Genomic DNA, 16,032 nt, shown 5'->3' on the forward strand with positions numbered 1-16,032 from the left:
AATGTGCCGACGCACGCCCCGGGATCGAGAGCATCCGCAGGGCCGATCCGGCCGGGGGTTCATCGGTGTGTGACGGAGAACCCGGCGTGTTCCACCTTGAGGTCCGGTCCAGGGTTCGGGCCAGGGTTGTGCCCTGGGGCCAGGGGCACCGCCCTCATCCGAGGGTGTTCAGCATGAAGCGACGCATGATCTTCCTGATGGCCGCGGTGGTCCCGGCCGCGGCAGCTCTCCTGCCGGCGACCGCCGCCAGCGCGGCCACCGCCGGCGGCACGCCCGCCGCCACCACTTGTGCCGCCGTTCCCGTTTCCGCGCCGTCGGGCACCAAAGTGGTGTCGGTCAAGGCGGTCGCGCGGGCCGGGGGCAACTTCTCCTTCCCCACCGCGTACCCACCGCAGGCGGACATCAACGATGTGCCGGCCTGGTGCGACATCAACGTCGTGGTGACCCACCCGGGCGCGAACGACACCGTCAATATCAAGATCTCGCTCCCGCAGGACGCGAAGAACTGGAACGGGCGCTTCCAAGCCACCGGGGGCAGCGCGTACTCCGCCGGTGACGTCAGCGACCGGAGCATCCCGCTGATCAGCGCGGTCAAGGGCGGGTACGCCGGCGCGGCCACCGACGCCGGCGTCAAGACCGGGCTCGACGCCAGCTGGGGCCTCACCGCGGACGGCAAGGTCAACACCGGACTGCTCACCAACTTCGCGTCGCGGTCGGTCCACGACCTCGCGGTCATCGGCAAGGACGTGACCAGCCGGTTCTACCAGCGGGCGGCAAGCTACTCGTACTTCACGGGCTGCTCGACCGGCGGCCGCCAGGGGTACGCGGAGGCGCAGAACTACCCGGCCGACTTCGACGGCATCCTGGCCAACGCGCCGGGGATCGAGTGGAACCGGTTCGAGATCGCCACGCTGTGGTCGCAGGCCGTGTTCAACGAGGAGAAGGTCGCGCCGACCGATTGCGAGCTGACCGCCTTCAACACCGCTGCGATCGCCGCCTGTGACACCCTCGACGGCGTCAAGGACGGCGTTATCGACAACCCGCAGGACTGCAGGTGGGACGCCCGTCGCCTGGTCGGCACGAAGGTCCTCTGCAACGGCGCCGAGCTCACCATCACCAAGGCGCTGGCCGACGCGGTCAACAAGATCTGGGCCGGTCCGACGACGACGTCCGGCAAGAAGCTCTGGTACGGGCAGAACAAGGGCTCGATCTTCACGTTCATCGCCGCTTACAACGCCCCGTTCCAGGTGCCGGCGCTCTGGGCCCAGTACTTCGTGACGAAGAACCCGTCGTTCGACGCGACCAAGCTGACCTACAAGTCGTTCGAGCAGCTCTTCAACTCGGCGACCAAGCAGTACGACGGCATCATCGCCGACAACGACCCCGACCTGTCGAAGTTCGCGAAGTCCGGCGGCAAGCTGCTGACCTGGCACGGCCAGTCGGACCAGCTGATCCCGACCCAGGGCACGGTCGACTACCGCAAGCGCGTCGACGCCGAGCTCGGTGGCGACAAGCGCGTCGACGACTTCTACCGCGTGTTCCTGCTGCCGGGCGTGGACCACTGCGGGACCGCGATCTTCAGCACCGGTGGGCTGGTGAACCCCGGGGCCGACCTGGCCGCCCTGGTCAACTGGGTCGAGAAGGGCAAGGCCCCGGCCACCCTTCCCACCACCACGCCGGACGGGAAGACCACCCGCACCATCGCGAAGTACTCCGCGGCGAACTGCCGCTGAGACCTGCTCGTACGCGGCGGCCCCGGCAACCAGCCGGGGCCGCCGTACGGTCTTGACCCGCCGGGACAGCCCGGCGGCCGCGCGCGGAGGGTGACCAACGACGGCGCGTGGCGCCGCGGCGGGTGCTTTGCCGACCTCGTACGTGTAGAGGGGCTTTTATTTGATGCAGCAGCCGCGGCAGACCTTGGGCTGAGGCAGCGTGAATGCCAGGCAGCAGGTCTTGCGCTGGACGTCGAGCCGGCCGGCGGCGTCGGGGACCAGCTCGATGAGGTCCTCCACGCCGAGCGCTTGGTGCAGGCGGGCGATGGTCGCGACCGACGAGCCGGGGATGGCGTCGGCGCTGCGCAGAACTCCGTGGGCGACGCCCGACGAGAGCGAGCCCAGCAGGGTGCGCTTGCCCAGTCGGACCCGGTCGTGGATGGCGTTGAGCAGCGGCGTCAGATGCTCGTCGAGGAGAGAGCGGCGGAGCTCCGCCAGCAGGGCCTCCTCGTCGGGGACCACGCGGACCTGCGGGAGTCCGGAGAGCGCCAGCGGGTCGGTCGGCAGGACCGCGACAGGCGTGTCGGGGTGCAGGCCCAGGGTGACCAGGGGGCGCGGGTCGCGGAAGTGCATGAGCACGTTGGCGCCGGTCATCAGCGGGATGCGGCGAGCCGAGGCGTAACCCAGGACCGCGGGAAGGGCCAGCCAATAGGTGTACGCCTTCCAGGCCAGCGCGGCGGCGGCGTGGGGCTGAGCGTTCCAGCGGGTGCCGGCGGCCTCCAGCAGCAGGTCGAGCGCGTCGCCGGCCAGCAGGGAGGTGGGGCGCCAGGCCGCGGGGTCGGGCACCACCAGGTCGGGGGCGAGGCCGGGAATCTCGGTGCTCGTGCCGAACATTGCCGTCAGCGTCGCCGTGATCGGGGACAGCGGGCGTGCTTCGAGAGTGGTGGTGGTCGTCACGGACGGCTACCACTCCGCGGCGACACATAGACCCTTGTCACCGCTCTCACCTCGCCATACCTCGTCGATACAACCCTGCGTCCGGTGCTCCAAGACGACTTACCGTACACCTCTAAGGCTAGCCTAACCAACGAAGCCAACCCGATCTTTCGGACGAATACCCACCGCGAGGGTTGCCTAACTCGGCGTCGACGCGTTGCCGGATTCGTCAAGGTATCTGTCGGCTACGCGCTACTAGCACCTTGCGGACACGAGACGGCGGTGACACTTAATTTCTCGTCGCGAAGGGGACATCGATGATGACCACCTCGCCCGTCGAGCGGGCCGCTGACCAATTTGTGACGGCGCTGGCCCATTGGCGGGTCGAACGCGGGATGAGCAAGAAGCAGCTCGCCGCCCGTATGGGTTTCGATCCGTCCTATGTGAGCCACGTCGAGGGGCGGCGACATAAGCCAACCGAAGACTTTGCCCGCCGGGCGGAAGCGGTGCTGAGCGCCGGCGGGGTGATCTGGCAGCGCTTCCAGGAGTACGACGAGCTTCGCCACGCGCGAGGAACGACATTGCATCGCGACCCACCCGTGCCGGTGCAGTGGTTGCCCCCGGGAACGGGCCTGATCGTCGAGCAGGAGGTCGCCGAGCTCCGGTACGACGACGGACAGTATCGCTGCCGAGTCCGCCGCAGCCTCTACAACGCGGGCGCCGAGCCCGTCACGCGGTACCTCGTGAAGATCGCCGTGGACCGCTACCCGCACGATCCGTCCGGCTCCAACCGGCACCACCGCGATCACCCGCTGACCTTCGAGGAGATGGCGCTCTCGGCCGTGGCCGGCGAGGGCGACGCCACCGAGCCCATGCAGTGGCGGGTCAAGCTCGATCGGGACGCGGCCAAGGAGGTGTGGCTGCTCTTCGCGAACGAGAGAGGGCAGTTCCCGCTCTACCCCGGCGAACGGACGGTGATCGAGTACTCGTACACGGTCGGCGTCGAGAAGTGGGGACAGTGGTTTCAACGGGCGATTCGGCTCCCGACCCGGCGCCTGACCGTGCGACTCGACTTCCCGACCGGGTTCGACCCGCAGGTCTGGGGTGTGGAGACGTCGCTCGCGGCCGAGGTGCCGGTCCGGACCCCGCTGGAGCGGACGGACTCGGACGATCGAGCGATCTTCGAATGGTCGACCGACGCGCCGCAGCTCAACGCGCGCTACCGGCTGGAGTGGCGGTTCCGGGGGGTGGGCGCGCCCTCGTACGCGGAATTCGCCCCCGCCCAGCTGAACGGCCGCCCCCGGGCCTCGCGGCAGATGCGCGGCATCGGCATCGTGCAGCGCGGCTCCGACCTGCTGCGGCAGCGTGCCCGCCACTTCCAGCTGCCGCGCGAGGACGCTGCCGCGCGCGAGGCGGTGGACGCGCTGCTCGTAGCGCTGGGCCGGCTGTCGGAGCTGCACGACTTCAGCCACGGCGTCGGGCTGTCCGCGCCGCAGATCGGCCGATCGGTGGCGGCCGCGGTGGTGGGCGGGACGTCTCCCCTCGTGTTGCTCAACCCCCGGGTGGTCGGCGAGTCGACCGAACGCGACGAGCAGTACGAAGGATGCCTGTCGTTCTTCGACTACCGCGGGCTGGTGCGGCGCCCGGTGCGGATCGAGGTGGAGCACGCGCGCTATGACGGCGCCCGCGTGATCACGTCGTTCGACGGAGCGATGGCGCGGCTCGTGGGGCACGAGATCGACCACCTCGAGGGCCGGCTCTACGTGGATCGGATGGATGCCGAGTCGCATCTGGTGCCGGTCGCGGTGTACCAGCAGACCATCAAGTCATATCCGTGAAGCTGTCGTATTTTACGCGGATTGAGGGGACCTGAAGCTCCGAGAGCGTCTTGAGGGTCGACCGCACCATCGGCCCCGAGCCCGAGACGAAGAAGTCGTGGTCGTTCCACGGGCCGTACCGGGCCACCACCTCGGAGATATTGCCCTGCTCGCCCGGGAACGTCGGGTCGTCGCTGCACGCGGTCACCACCGACAGCCACGGATAGCGGGCCGCCAGCCGGTTCAGATCCGCCAGGTCGTAGAGGTCCTCCCGGTTCTTCGCCCCGAAGAAGACATGCACCCAGCGGGTCCGGTTGTAGCGGGTCAACTCCTCCAGCAGCGACTTGATCGGGGCCAGCCCGGTGCCGCCCGCGATGAACACCGCGTCCCGCGTCGAGCGCCGGTCGAGGTTCATGGTGCCCATCGGCGCGGCCAGCTTGATCATGTCGCCGATCGCGAGGCGGCGCACGAGCGCGCTCGACACCCAACCGGCGCCCACGGCCCGCACGTGGAACTCGAGCGTGTTGTCGCGCCGGGGGGCGTTCGCCACCGAGTAGGTACGCCAGAGCCGCGGCTGATACTTCGGGCACTCGAGGCTGAGGTACTGCCCGGCGCGGAACTCGAGCGGCTGGAGCGGTTGGACGGAGAAGACGGCGATGTCCTGCGAGCGGCGCTCGTGCGACACCACCTCGGCGTACCAGTAGGGCGGGTTCGGATCGGCGTCGGCGCCCGCCATCATGCGGGAGGCGATCACCGCGTACGCGTCGGCCCACGCCTGGTCGTACTCGATGCCCCACTGCTCGCCGGCGTACGTCCGCATCGCCTCGATCAACGCGCCCCCCACGACCTCGTAGTGTTCCGGTTCCACGTGGAACTTGCGGTGATCCCGTCCGAGGCCCCGCAGGTAGTCGTCGAACTTCTCCGGATCGTCGAGGGTCTGCACCGCGGTCACGATCGCGCTGAGCAGGCGGGATCGCTGCATGTCCATGTGCACCGGGAACAGGTCCCGCAGATCCGGGTAGGACAGGAACATCCGGGCGTAGAAGTAGCCGGCGACCTTGTCCTGATGCTCCTCGACGAGGCTCCAGCTCTCCTTGAGCAAGCGTGCGAGGTCTCCCATGAATTCAGGGTGGTCATGTCAGCCGCCAATGCGACGCACGAAAAGTGCGACTCGTCTCAGTGTGCGGCGCGTCGCTTGCCGGGATAGGTCCGTTTGTGCTTATGCGGGCGGTGTCTTTCCAACTCCTAAAGTGGTGCGCGTGACTCTTGATCGAGTTGTTCCCGGGCGTCGCGTCCTCACCGTCGAGATCGTCATCGTGCTGCTGCTGTCGCTGGGCCAGTCGGCGGTCTACGCGGTGGTGTCGCTGGTCGCCAAGCTCACCGCGGGCAAGCCGCTGTCACAGCAGGCGGCGGTGCTCAACGCGTCGCAGTCGCCGCGGCCCTACCTGGACCTCACGTACCAGCTGCTCGGGATCATCTTCGACCTGGTGCCGGTTGCGCTGGCGCTCTATCTGCTTATGCGCGATCGCATCAACGTACGGCAGACGCTCGGCCTGACGGCCTCACGACCGGGCTTCGACGCGGGCTGGGGCGCGTTGCTTGCCGCCTGCATCGGGATTCCCGGGCTGCTTCTGGTGTACGTGGCACAGCTGCTCGGCCTGAACGCCCGCATCGTGCCGGCGGCCCTGAATCCGGTGTGGTGGGCCGTGCCGGTGCTGATCCTGTCCGCCATCCAGAACGCGGTGCTCGAAGAAGTGATCGTCGTCGGCTATCTGATCACCCGCCTGAAGTCGATGGCGGTGCCCCTGGGGTGGGTGGTCGTGGCGTCGGCGGTACTGCGGGGTTCGTACCACCTGTATCAGGGGTTCGGGGCATTCGTGGGGAACGCGGTCATGGGGGTGGTGTTCGCACTGTTCTTCTTGCGGTTCAAGCGCGTGATGCCGCTGATCGTGGCGCACAGCCTGCTCGACATCACGGCGTTCGTGGGGTACCAGTTGCTGCCGCATTCATGGCTGACCTGGATCTAGGGCGGTAATAGGCCTCGGCTCGGGCGGCCACGGTCTGGGCCGACGCCGTGCTGGTGAGGACCGCGGCCAGCAGGCTCGTGCCCGGGAAGTAGCGGTTGGCCAGGCGCAGAGCTGCCCAGCCGCCGGTCTGCGCGGCGACCTTGCGGCCCAGGCGCCAGACCGCGTCGCTGAGGCCTCCGTTCTCGTAGGCCGGGCGGGCGGCGGCGGCTAGGGCGGCTTCGGCATCCGACTTCGTCGCGTGGGCGCGCGTGATGACCAGCAGGTCGACGGCACGCTGCGGGTCGGTGGGGTCTAGGCCGTACGCGGCGGCCAGGTGCAGAATCAGCTCGGCGTGCGTGATCGCGGCGCTGCCGAGCAGGGTGATCGGGGCGTACGAGCCGGCGACCGCGCCGAAGATGCTGCCCAGCCCGCCGAAGCGGGTGAACTGCTGCTTGGCGAGACGGGCCAGGGCGCGGTCAGAGGCGGTGGGGTAGGAGTCGCGGGTCCGGGCGGCCCAGGACCGGGCCTTGGGGCCGAAGGTCTGGACGGCGGCCAGAGCCAGGAGCTCCGGAGCGTGGCCGGGGTTGGCTATCAGCTTGGACCAGGGGTGGGTCTTCTGCGGCTTGGGAAGCTCCGGCTGCGCAAGGGCGGCGGCGGGCTCGTCGGCCAGGGCCAGCTCGTCAACCGCTGCTGGCGCCTCGACTACGGCCGGCGCTTCGACCGCGGCCGGCTCCTCGACCACTACCGGCCCCTCGACCGCGGCGGGTGCCTCGACTGCTGCGGGCTCTGCGGGTGCGGCGGGCTCTACGGCCTTGGCGAGCTCTTCGGGCCCGGTGACCGCGGCCTTCGCAGGAGCGGCCTTGCGCGGGGCGCGCTTGGCCGCCTTCTTCGCGGGCGGGGGCTCTGACTTCGCGACTGCGGGCGCTGCCTTCGCAGGTGAGGGCTCCGTCTTCGCGGGCGCGGGCTCTGCCTTCGGAGGCGCGCTTTCCGTGGGGGTGGTCGCCTTCGCAGGGGCGGTGGCCTTCTTGGCCTTCTTTGCGGGGGTGGCCTTCTTTGCGGGGGTGGCTTTCTTGGCGGGGGTGCGTTTGGCCGGCTTCGGGGCCGGCTCGGCTGCGGGGGTGGGCGCGGCCTCGGCTGCGGGAGTCTCGCCTGGCGACGGCTCTGGCGGGGGCGCGCCCTCAGCCGCTGGGCGGGAGCTGGCTTGGGTGGGGATCTCCCGGCCCTCGGACGACGGCCGTGGGTGCCGCGCCTTGCGGGGAGTAGCTCCCTCCGCAGATTCGTCGGCTGAGCGCCGCTGCGTACGAAATGGTGGTCTTTGTGAGGAACGGCCGGAAACTTCGGCAGATGCCGGACCCTCGTCGGGGTGATTCTCGGCACTCGGCGCCTGAAACGTGACCGCCGGGGCCGCCTTGGCGGCACGACGCGGCGCCGGCGCGGACGGTTTTTCCTCCGGCGCGGGCTGCGCGGGCGCGCTGAACGCGGGCCGCGCGGTACGACCGCGACGTTCGGTGGGCGGCTTCTCCTCCATGCCGTGGCAGCCTAGTCGTAAGTACGGCGTTTCACCTGCTGGAGTCGGCTACGCAAGCCCGCCGCGCGCGAGGTGGGCAACCTCTTTGTGCGGCCCTGACCGGGTCCGGTATCCTCAAGCGTCGGCAGCTCGAGGGCTGCTGAGGAGACTTCGCCTAGTCTGGTCTATGGCGCCGCACTGCTAATGCGGTTGGGGTTTTAAAGCCCCTCCCGGGTTCGAATCCCGGAGTCTCCGCGTGTCAGGCCGGTGTGTATGCTGGCTGAGCACTGAGCGCCCGTAGCTCAATGGATAGAGCATCTGACTACGGATCAGAAGGTTAGGGGTTCGAGTCCCTTCGGGCGCGCCAGATCGACAAGGCCGTCACCAGCGGAAGCGCGGGTGACGGCCTTCTCCGTTCCCATCCTCTATAGGCGCCATTTAGCCGCTGGCCCGCAGCACTTGACCGTTCCAAGACCTCCCATGAGCCGGGAGGCCCGGCGGTGGCGCTTTCTAATAGCTTGCGGCGGTGGGTTGGGTGGGATCAGCGCCTGCCAACCGCGTCCGGCGTGCCGAGCTGAGGCTTTGCCGCGGCCTTTGCGGAGCCGGGCTGCAGGACCATCGAGCCGTCGGCCGGCGGGAGCGGGAGGCCGGTGGGGTTCGGGTCCATGTCGTGGTGCTGGTGGCCGCGGATGATGTCGCTGATCTCGAAGGCCTGCTGGTCGTTCACCGCGGCGGTGCCGCCGAAGACGAGCGGCGTCTCGATGGCGGCGGAACGGTCGCGCAACGCCGCGGCGGCTGCCGGGTTGAGCGCCTGCACGTTCGGGTTGGACAGCAGGAGCGGCCCGCCGAGTGTGCCCAGGAGGGCGCCGCCGGCGAGCGCGTCCGGCCAGTTCTCGCCCGAGGCCACGCCGGCGTAGTGGGTGCCGGGGAAGAACACGTCGGCGACCTTCGCCGCGGTCTCGTAGCGGGTGGCACCGACGATCTTGGTCAGGTTCGGCCGGCCGGTTGTGGCGGTGGCGGCCGGGCCGCCGATGGCGAACAGCTTCGCGCTCGAGTGTGCGTCGAGGTACGCCTTCGTCGCCGCGGTCAGCGTGGTGTTGTTGGTCAGTACGACCACCGCCTTGTATCCCTTGATGTTGTACGCACCGGCGGCGGCACCGGCGGCCAGCGCGTCCGGGAAGTTCGCGCCGCTGGCCATCAGGATCATCTCGGGGGTGGTGCTGATCTCGTTGGCGATGGCCAGCGAGGTCTCGTAGCGGGTGGCGCCGGCCAGACGCCTGATGTTGGTGTAGCCGAGCGACCGGATCGTTCCCTCCACGTCGCCCGAGATGGCGGCGGGGCCGCCCAGCAGGTAGACCGTGCCGTTCTTGGGCAGAACCCGGAGCATCTCGGCCGCGGTGAGGGCGTTCAGCGATTTCGCCCCGGTGAGCAGCATCGGGCCGTGCTTGGCCGTGGCCAGCGCCGAGCCGCCGAGCGCGTCGGCGAACACGTCCGACTGGGACAGCACCACGGATTCGGCCTTGCCTGCACCCCAGTACGCCTGGGAGGTCTTGACCGCAGTGTCGAACCTGGTGTCGCCGAACAGGCGGTAGCCGTGGCCGTGCATTGCCCAGCGGTAGGTCGGGACGCCCAGCGGGCTGGAGATCGCGGCGGCCGGGCTGCCGTCCTCCTTCACCCGGGCGTTCTGGTAGCCGTTGACGTTGTAGGCGAGGTACTCACCCCAGGGCGCCCAGATCGGGTTGGAGTGGTCGGCGGCGTCCGTCGTGAGCTGCTGGACGCCGGATCCGTCCAGCTTGGACCGGTAGATCTGCTGGTGCTGCCCGTCGGAGCGGACGAACGCCAGCGGACCGCCATGATCGCCCGCGAATACGGTGCCGAGCGTGGGCTGGCTCGCGTCGGTGAGGATCTTCTTGTTCGCGCCGGTGTCGACGTCGGCCAGCCAGACCTCGGGCGTGCCGGTCGGCTGGCCGCCGCTGTCGGCGTTGCGCTGGTAGACGACGTAGCCGTCCAAAGAGGCGTCGGGGTTGGTGTAGTTGTACCCGTCGTCCGGCGTCCACTGGCGGCCGCCGTCGATGAACGAGCCGGACGCCCGGGCGATCTGCAGATGCCAGGGCTGCGTCGGGCCGGACCGCTCCGACCAGATGATGTAGCGCCCGGACGAGTCGAACGTCGGCGACTTGCGCTGGGTGCCGGCCGGCGGGGTGGGACCCCACCACTCGGCGCCACTGTCGGCGTAGGTCTGGATCTGGTTGTACTGGTTGATGAAGACCGCCCGGCTGCCGTCCGCCGACCACTGCAGGTCGGCGACCGTGGCCTCGATGCAGGTTGGCTCACACACCATCGGGTGCTGGGTGGATTGGCCCTCGCGGAAGACCCCGGCGCCGCCGTTGCTGACGTAGACCCTGTTGTCTGTGTCATAGCCGTCGGCCGAGAAGCTCGCCTGGGCGGCGGCTCCGCCGCCCAGCGCGGCGACGGCGGTGGCCGCGATCACGGCCACGATGGTTCTTGGCCTACCGAATGAAGTTGTCAACTCTTTCCCCGTTTTTTCGTGGTAGCTCAATCGACGCGAGCCGAGTATAGGAAGGCTCGATCGCCCACACTGCCCCAAAAAATGCAGGCCCATCGATTCGGGCAGTCCAGCGTGGACGGAGCGCTAGTCGTTCGGATTCTCACGCAATGGCAGGGCCGCGGCCGGCACCGGCGCCGTGCTGGTATTCACATACTTCGTAGTGAAGCTGCCGGTGTAGCCGAAGATCGGGCCGAAGCGGGGATTCGTCACCCGGACGTCGATCCGGAAGCGTGCCGCCGCCTCGTCGTACCACTCGTGCAGGGTTGCCGTGCCGGTGAGCCCGGCCGGCACCCGGCACCGGACGAAGCCCTCGGTCAGGCGCTGTTCGCCGCTGCGGATGTGCAGGCCGCCGGTCGCGTCGACGCTTACCCGCAGGTCCACCGCCAGGTGCTGGTGGGTGCCGAGGAAGTCGACGATCCCGCCGCGCGTGGGGCTGTAGATCATCGTGGCGTCGAAACGGCGGCGGCGGGCGCCGGGCATCTCGAAGGTGCGTACGAATGTCACCGTTTCCCGGCCGAGACGGTCGCGGTAGCCGTAGTTCTCGATGGTGAACGGCACGTCGGTGCCGCGCTCGGGGAACAGGATGTGCCGGCCCGCCCCGAGTCGCAGGAAGGGAACGAGATGGCGGCCGCCGTGCCAGACCCGATCCATCACCCCGGTACCCACGCAGGCGGTGCCGGCCGCGGCCGAAACGCTGAAACGCCGTCGCATCTCGGGATGCAGCTTGTCGAAGTCGTCGCCCAGCGCTTGCTCGAAGATGGCGTTCAAGCCCGTCCTGCCTTCTGGTTCAGCGCGGCGCCGGGGCCGCAGTGGTTGCTCTGCGGACGCCGGCGGCATCGCCGGGCGGCCGGGGTCCACGGCGACGGCGGCAGGGCGAACGCGGCGATCAGCGGGACCGGGCCGAACCGCCAGGCCATGACGACCAGGCCGGTGCGGACCGCGGTCTCGGCGAGCCAGCACCACCGGCTTGCCGACGGGGTGACGCCGCTTTCCAGCCATAGCCGCAGCCGATCGAACGACCACGCCGTCGCCCAGCCGAACACGGGCCGGAAGACACAGTCGGCGAGCCGGCCCGCCCGGCCCCAGCGCGGCCGGTAGTCGTACGCGGTCAGGAAGCGCACGCCCCCGGGAGCCGGCACGTATCGCCAATAGCCGCCGCCCCGGGCGATGAGGGACCGCCGGTCGGCGGAACCGAACCGCAGCACCGACAGAGCGCTGCCGTCCGGGCGTTCTTGCTCACCGGTGGTGATTCCGTAACCGTCGATGTGCACTCCGGGTAGCACCGTCGTCCGATACCGGAAGCGCTCGGCGGTCATGTGCTCGATGCGGGTGAAGCGCAGATCCCAGCGCGCGTGGCTCCCCGGGTCTTTCGTGTGCCGCCACACCTCGCCCAGGTCGGCCCGGATCAGTGTCTCGACGTAGATCCGCACCATGACCTCCCCGACGGCAGTTTGAGCAGTCGCTCAAGACGGACCCTACCCACGTTTGAGCGATCGCTCAAGACTGCGTACGGTGGTGCCGTGGCCGACACTCGACAGCGACTCATCGACGGCGCGATCGAGACGATCCGCACGCACGGCATCGCCGGCACCTCGGCTCGTACGATCGCGGCCACCGCCGGCGTGAGCCAGGGGCTGGTCTTCTACCACTTCGGCAGCGTGAGCGACCTGCTCCGGGCCGCCTGCCTCGATGCCACCCAGGCCCGGGTCGCCGCGTTCGCCGACCGCCTCGGCCGAGTGGACGATCTGCGGCAACTACTCGCCCTCGGCCGCGACCTGCACACCGAAGAGCGCGCACAGGGCAACGTCATGGTGCTGGCCCAGATGCTGGCCGGCGCCCAGAACGACGCCCACCTGGCCGAAGCCACCGCGACCGCGCTCGACCTGTGGATCGTCCCGATCGAGCAGACCCTCGACCGGCTGCTGGCCACCTCCCCGGCGGCCGGCCTGATCGACACCGCCGGCCTGGCGCGGGCGGTGAGCGCGGCATTCATCGGCCTCGAGCTGTACGAAGGGGTCGCCCCGGAGGCGGCCGCCACGGCGCTCGACTCGCTGGACCGCCTCGCCGTCCTCCTCGAGGTGATGGACGACCTCGGCCCGGTCGCCCGCCGCGCCCTGCGCGCCAAGCTGCGCCGCGTCGGCTGACCCCGCGAGGAAGAGCGGCGGTGTCAGCCGCCCGCGGAGAAGAGCGCCTCGTCCAGAACCGGCGCCAGAGCCTGCGAGTACGCGACCGACATGTGATTGCTGTCCTTGTAGACGAGGGTGTTGCCGACCACGATCGGGCACGTCTGCCTCGCGCAGAACCACGGCAGCGGATTGATCACCTGGATGCCGTTCTGTGCGGCTTTGTCGGCGACCATCGCCCGTCGCTGGGCTTCGTAGGTCGCGTTGGCCTGCGGACGGTCGCACTTGTAGAGCTGGCGCGGATTCGTCGCCGCGCATTCCGGCGCGACACCCGTGGGGTACGGGGTGTCCTGGATCAGCACCTTCCGCGGGACGCCCTCGAGCTTCGTCCACGTCTTCTGCCAGCCGTCGATCCAGGCGGCGTTGTCCTGCTGACCACCGCGCTCGATGAGCTGGTTGTTCTTGTCGTAGATGCCGCCGTTGTCGGTGTCGTTGGACGACATGACGACCATCTCCGGCTTCTCGGCGACGATGCGGCCGAGGACCTGCTCCCGGAAATTGACGCATCCGGTGTCCGGCTGGTGCAGAACGGTGTTGAAGTTCAGCACCGATGGCACCTGGCAGGACGCCTTGGCCAGCGGGAGCAGCTTCCAGCCCCGATCGTGCGCAACCTGGTCGAGCGCCGGAAACCATGCAGCCGCGTGCGAGTCGCCGATCAGGAACATCGTCTTGGCGCCGTTCGGGTCGCCGTACACGCAGGGCTTTTCCATCTTTTCGGTCCAGTAGCTGAGGAAGCACTGGTCCTCGTACAGACTCGAGTTGATGTTGCCGACGCGGGTGAGCTCGGGCGTGAGGTTCTCCGGCAGCTTGGAACTGTGGACCGAGCTGCCGATCAGCTCGGCGAGCCGGGCCTGCGGGTCCGTCGCCGCCTTGATGTCCGCCGCGATGTCGAGTTTGGCCGGTCCGGTCGGGATGGGTGGGGTGAACTGCCCGGCGAGCAGTGCGAGGGCGGCGGCCGAGGCGGAGAGGATCAGGCCGAGGGTCAGGCCACGACGGGCCCGCGAGCGCAGCCACGGCCGCATGCGGACCGGGTTCTCGACCAGGTGATAGGTCAGAAACGCGAGGCCGAGCGCGCCGACCGCGAACACCAGGTTCGACTTGACGCCCGCGTCGCGCAGGAACGCGAGCGGCCAGATCATCAGAACCGGCCAGTGCCACAGGTACCAGCCGTACGAGAGCTTGCCGATGAACCGGAACGGCGCGGTCCCCATCAGCTTGCCGGCCCCCCAGCCGTCCGCCGAGGCGCCGCCGGCGATCACCGCGGCGGTGCCGAGCACCGGGAGCAGGGCGGCGTACCCGGGAAAGGCCGTCGACTCGTCGAAGCGCAGGGCGGCGACGAGCACGGCGGCCAGGCCACCCCAGGTGACCACGGCGGCAAAGACTTTGGGCGTACGACTCAGCCGGCCGGCCGCGACCGCGACGAGCGCGCCGATGCCGAGCTCCCAGGCCCGCGTGTGGGATCCGAAGTAGGCCCACGGCGCGGCGTTGGCGGTCTGCTGGACACTGACGAACAGCGATGCCACGACGAGCGCGCTCAGCGCGATCGCCGCCCGGCGGCCCGCCCGGCGACCGGCACAGACGACGAGCAGCAACAGCGGCCAGACCAGGTAGAACTGCTCCTCGACCGCGAGCGACCACAGGTGCTGCAGCGGCGAGGGCGCAGCGGTGGCGTTGAGGTAGTCCGTCCCCTCGTACGCCAGCCGCCAGTTGATTCCGTAGAAGGTGCTGGACAGCGCGTCGAGCGAGATCGACTTGAACCGCGTCGCCGGCACGAAGAGCCAGGTGGCGACCAGCGTCGCGACCACGACGACGGTCGAGACCGGCAGCAGGCGGATCGCGCGGCGGGCGTAGAAGCCGGGCAGCGAGACCTTCCCGGTCTTGTTCAGCTCCTTCAGCAGCAGCGTGGTGATGAGGAAACCGGAGATGACGAAGAAGACGTCGACGCCGACGTAGCCGCCGGCGAACGTGCTGATGCCCGCGTGGCTGAGCACGACGAGCGTCACGGCGATGGCGCGCAGACCCTCGATGTCCGGCCGGAAGCCGATGTGGGCTCCCTCCGCCCGGCGGGGAGGCGGGGGCGCCGGGGCTTCCCGGACTTCGATGGTGGTGGACACCATGGGGCTACTCCAGTTGCTGAGCGGCGATCGAGGTCCGAGACGCGCGATTCACAATCGCCGCACAAGTTACCCACGGCGCGCCCACAGGGCGACCCGGTAAGGCTCACCAGGATCGATGTTCACCGCCTGCATTCGTGCCGTTCACGACCCGGCTACGACGTAAGCGCCACGGAGCCCCCGTCCCGGCGTTGACCGACGGGACGGGGGCTCCGTTGCGGACGACCGCGCTACTCGGCGCGATCCTCCTGCTCGACGCTCTCGGCCGGCGCCGCCTTCACGCCCGATGCCTTGGTCGAGATGAACTCGTGCAGCCGCTCCCACTCTCCCTCGAAGAGGGCCCCGTAGGCACGGGCCTCATCGATCAGGTCGCGGGCGCGGTCGTAGTCGCCGGAAAGAAAGGCGCCGCTGGCCGACGCATTGGCGCGCCCGCCCTCGGCCCGCATCTCCTCGGCGCTGCGGCCCGACTCCGGCATCCCGTTCTTGGCGATGTGTTCCCGCAGCCAGGCCTGTTCCTCGTCGGTGGCGGCGGCGATCTCGAAGACGTAGTGCAGGCGCTCGCCCGCCACGTTCCGATACGCCGGCCCCCACTGCTCCAAGATCAGGAGCAGTTCCCTTTGCCGGATTTTTGCCTTGCGCCCCCGCAAAACATCCGTTTCCGCCACGGCGGTCATTTGATCCTCCCCCAAAGATCATCAAGGGCCGTTGACATTCCCCCTGGTCGCCGACGGTAACCGCCCCCGGGGCACGACCCGATAACGATCCAGTGACTAATAGCGGGCACCCGCCAGAGCAGGCACATCGCCCAAAATCTCTAAATCGGACGATGGCCGCGTGATATCCACGGCGTCGGTCGTATTTGGGCGTTTTTGTCCCCCGCACCCGCGGCACCTGAGCAAGAACCCCGAGCCAGGGCGACGTACGCCACAGTGGTGCCCGAAGGCTCACGCATGCTGCGCCTCGGCAAGAGTCAGGTAGAAGGTGAAGCCGGCCAGCACCGGGCCGCTCTGCTGACGGCGTACCCATGAATCGGCAACGGCCTCGAGCAACGCGCCCGCCTGAACCGCCCGCTCGGTGTTGCGCCGCAGGCCGAGAATCCGGTCGGCCGTGTCGAAGTCACGGAAGAGCATGGCGACCGGCTCGACCGCGCGCACCCGGAATCCGGCGCGGGCGCACAGCCGGGGAAGC

Annotated in this window: 13 protein-coding genes and 2 tRNA genes; 6 read left to right on the forward strand and 9 right to left on the reverse strand. The window is 69.2% G+C overall.

The window, feature by feature from the left end; all coding sequences use genetic code 11:
* Window positions 1-173 precede the first annotated feature (173 nt).
* A complete protein-coding gene (locus ACIA5D_RS23660; protein WP_396032332.1) occupies window positions 174-1,733 on the forward strand; it encodes a tannase/feruloyl esterase family alpha/beta hydrolase in 1,560 nt (519 codons plus the stop codon).
* Between the two features lie 156 nt (window positions 1,734-1,889).
* On the opposite strand, the gene ACIA5D_RS23665 is transcribed toward ACIA5D_RS23660, so the two are convergent.
* A complete protein-coding gene (locus ACIA5D_RS23665) occupies window positions 1,890-2,606 on the reverse strand; it encodes an IucA/IucC family C-terminal-domain containing protein (RefSeq protein WP_396032619.1) in 717 nt (238 codons plus the stop codon).
* Between the two features lie 362 nt (window positions 2,607-2,968).
* On the opposite strand from ACIA5D_RS23665, the gene ACIA5D_RS23670 reads away from it, so the two are divergent.
* A complete protein-coding gene (locus ACIA5D_RS23670) occupies window positions 2,969-4,486 on the forward strand; it encodes a peptide deformylase (RefSeq protein ID WP_396032620.1) in 1,518 nt (505 codons plus the stop codon).
* On the opposite strand, the gene ACIA5D_RS23675 is transcribed toward ACIA5D_RS23670, so the two are convergent.
* The gene (locus ACIA5D_RS23675) at window positions 4,470-5,585 is read right to left on the reverse strand and encodes a globin domain-containing protein (protein ID WP_396032333.1); all 1,116 of its coding nucleotides are present in this window, start codon (window positions 5,583-5,585) and stop codon (window positions 4,470-4,472) included. The genes ACIA5D_RS23670 and ACIA5D_RS23675 overlap by 17 nt on opposite strands.
* A 133-nt stretch (window positions 5,586-5,718) precedes the next feature.
* Between ACIA5D_RS23675 and ACIA5D_RS23680 the strand changes: the two genes are divergently transcribed.
* Window positions 5,719-6,492 (forward strand): CPBP family intramembrane glutamic endopeptidase, encoded by a 774-nt coding sequence (locus tag ACIA5D_RS23680; RefSeq protein WP_396032621.1) that lies wholly within the window; start codon window positions 5,719-5,721, stop codon window positions 6,490-6,492.
* Here the strand turns inward: ACIA5D_RS23680 and ACIA5D_RS23685 are convergent.
* Window positions 6,437-7,213, reverse strand: a complete 777-nt coding sequence (locus tag ACIA5D_RS23685; RefSeq protein WP_396032334.1) for a hypothetical protein — start codon at window positions 7,211-7,213, stop codon at window positions 6,437-6,439. The genes ACIA5D_RS23680 and ACIA5D_RS23685 overlap by 56 nt on opposite strands.
* Before the next feature lie 929 nt (window positions 7,214-8,142).
* On the opposite strand from ACIA5D_RS23685, the gene ACIA5D_RS23690 reads away from it, so the two are divergent.
* Window positions 8,143-8,233, forward strand: a tRNA-Ser gene (locus ACIA5D_RS23690).
* A gap of 36 nt (window positions 8,234-8,269) precedes the next feature.
* A tRNA-Arg gene (locus ACIA5D_RS23695) sits at window positions 8,270-8,345 on the forward strand.
* 174 nt (window positions 8,346-8,519) lie between these two features.
* Here ACIA5D_RS23695 and ACIA5D_RS23700 read toward each other — a convergent pair.
* From ACIA5D_RS23700 to ACIA5D_RS23710, 3 genes are all read right to left on the reverse strand, one after another.
* Window positions 8,520-10,469 carry a cell wall-binding repeat-containing protein gene (locus ACIA5D_RS23700; protein WP_396032335.1) on the reverse strand — a complete coding sequence of 650 codons (1,950 nt, stop codon included), beginning with the start codon at window positions 10,467-10,469 and terminating at the stop codon, window positions 8,520-8,522.
* A 162-nt stretch (window positions 10,470-10,631) separates the two neighbouring features.
* The gene (locus ACIA5D_RS23705; protein ID WP_396032336.1) at window positions 10,632-11,315 is read right to left on the reverse strand and encodes a DUF4166 domain-containing protein; all 684 of its coding nucleotides are present in this window, start codon (window positions 11,313-11,315) and stop codon (window positions 10,632-10,634) included.
* Complete coding sequence (locus ACIA5D_RS23710) at window positions 11,312-11,980, reverse strand: hypothetical protein (protein ID WP_396032337.1); 669 nt, start codon at window positions 11,978-11,980, stop codon at window positions 11,312-11,314. The genes ACIA5D_RS23705 and ACIA5D_RS23710 overlap by 4 nt, the downstream gene beginning before the upstream one ends.
* Before the next feature lie 87 nt (window positions 11,981-12,067).
* On the opposite strand from ACIA5D_RS23710, the gene ACIA5D_RS23715 reads away from it, so the two are divergent.
* Entirely contained in the window at window positions 12,068-12,691 is a 624-nt protein-coding gene (locus ACIA5D_RS23715; protein ID WP_396032338.1) for a TetR/AcrR family transcriptional regulator, read from the forward strand.
* 23 nt (window positions 12,692-12,714) lie between these two features.
* On the opposite strand, the gene ACIA5D_RS23720 is transcribed toward ACIA5D_RS23715, so the two are convergent.
* From ACIA5D_RS23720 to ACIA5D_RS23730, 3 genes are all read right to left on the reverse strand, one after another.
* Window positions 12,715-14,847 (reverse strand): acyltransferase family protein, encoded by a 2,133-nt coding sequence (locus ACIA5D_RS23720; protein ID WP_396032339.1) that lies wholly within the window; start codon window positions 14,845-14,847, stop codon window positions 12,715-12,717.
* Window positions 14,848-15,074: 227 nt separating this feature from the next.
* On the reverse strand, window positions 15,075-15,518 hold the full coding sequence (locus ACIA5D_RS23725) for a hypothetical protein (RefSeq protein WP_396032340.1): 444 nt from the start codon (window positions 15,516-15,518) through the stop codon (window positions 15,075-15,077).
* Window positions 15,519-15,788: 270 nt separating this feature from the next.
* Window positions 15,789-15,998: a hypothetical protein gene (locus ACIA5D_RS23730; protein ID WP_396032341.1), complete on the reverse strand. Its 210-nt coding sequence runs from the start codon at window positions 15,996-15,998 to the stop codon at window positions 15,789-15,791.
* Window positions 15,999-16,032: the final 34 nt, after the last annotated feature.

This window comes from Actinoplanes sp. NPDC051513 (assembly GCF_044454685.1).
GTDB lineage: Bacteria > Actinomycetota > Actinomycetes > Mycobacteriales > Micromonosporaceae > Actinoplanes.

Coding starts and splice junctions, on each gene's coding strand:
- ACIA5D_RS23660 (WP_396032332.1), top strand. CDS start 174: ATGAAGCGACGCATGATCTTCCTGATGGCCGCGGTGGTCCCGGCCGCG.
- ACIA5D_RS23665 (WP_396032619.1), bottom strand. CDS start 2,606: ATGTTCGGCACGAGCACCGAGATTCCCGGCCTCGCCCCCGACCTGGTG.
- ACIA5D_RS23670 (WP_396032620.1), top strand. CDS start 2,969: ATGACCACCTCGCCCGTCGAGCGGGCCGCTGACCAATTTGTGACGGCG.
- ACIA5D_RS23675 (WP_396032333.1), bottom strand. CDS start 5,585: ATGGGAGACCTCGCACGCTTGCTCAAGGAGAGCTGGAGCCTCGTCGAG.
- ACIA5D_RS23710 (WP_396032337.1), bottom strand. CDS start 11,980: ATGGTGCGGATCTACGTCGAGACACTGATCCGGGCCGACCTGGGCGAG.
- ACIA5D_RS23720 (WP_396032339.1), bottom strand. CDS start 14,847: ATGGTGTCCACCACCATCGAAGTCCGGGAAGCCCCGGCGCCCCCGCCT.
- ACIA5D_RS23725 (WP_396032340.1), bottom strand. CDS start 15,518: ATGACCGCCGTGGCGGAAACGGATGTTTTGCGGGGGCGCAAGGCAAAA.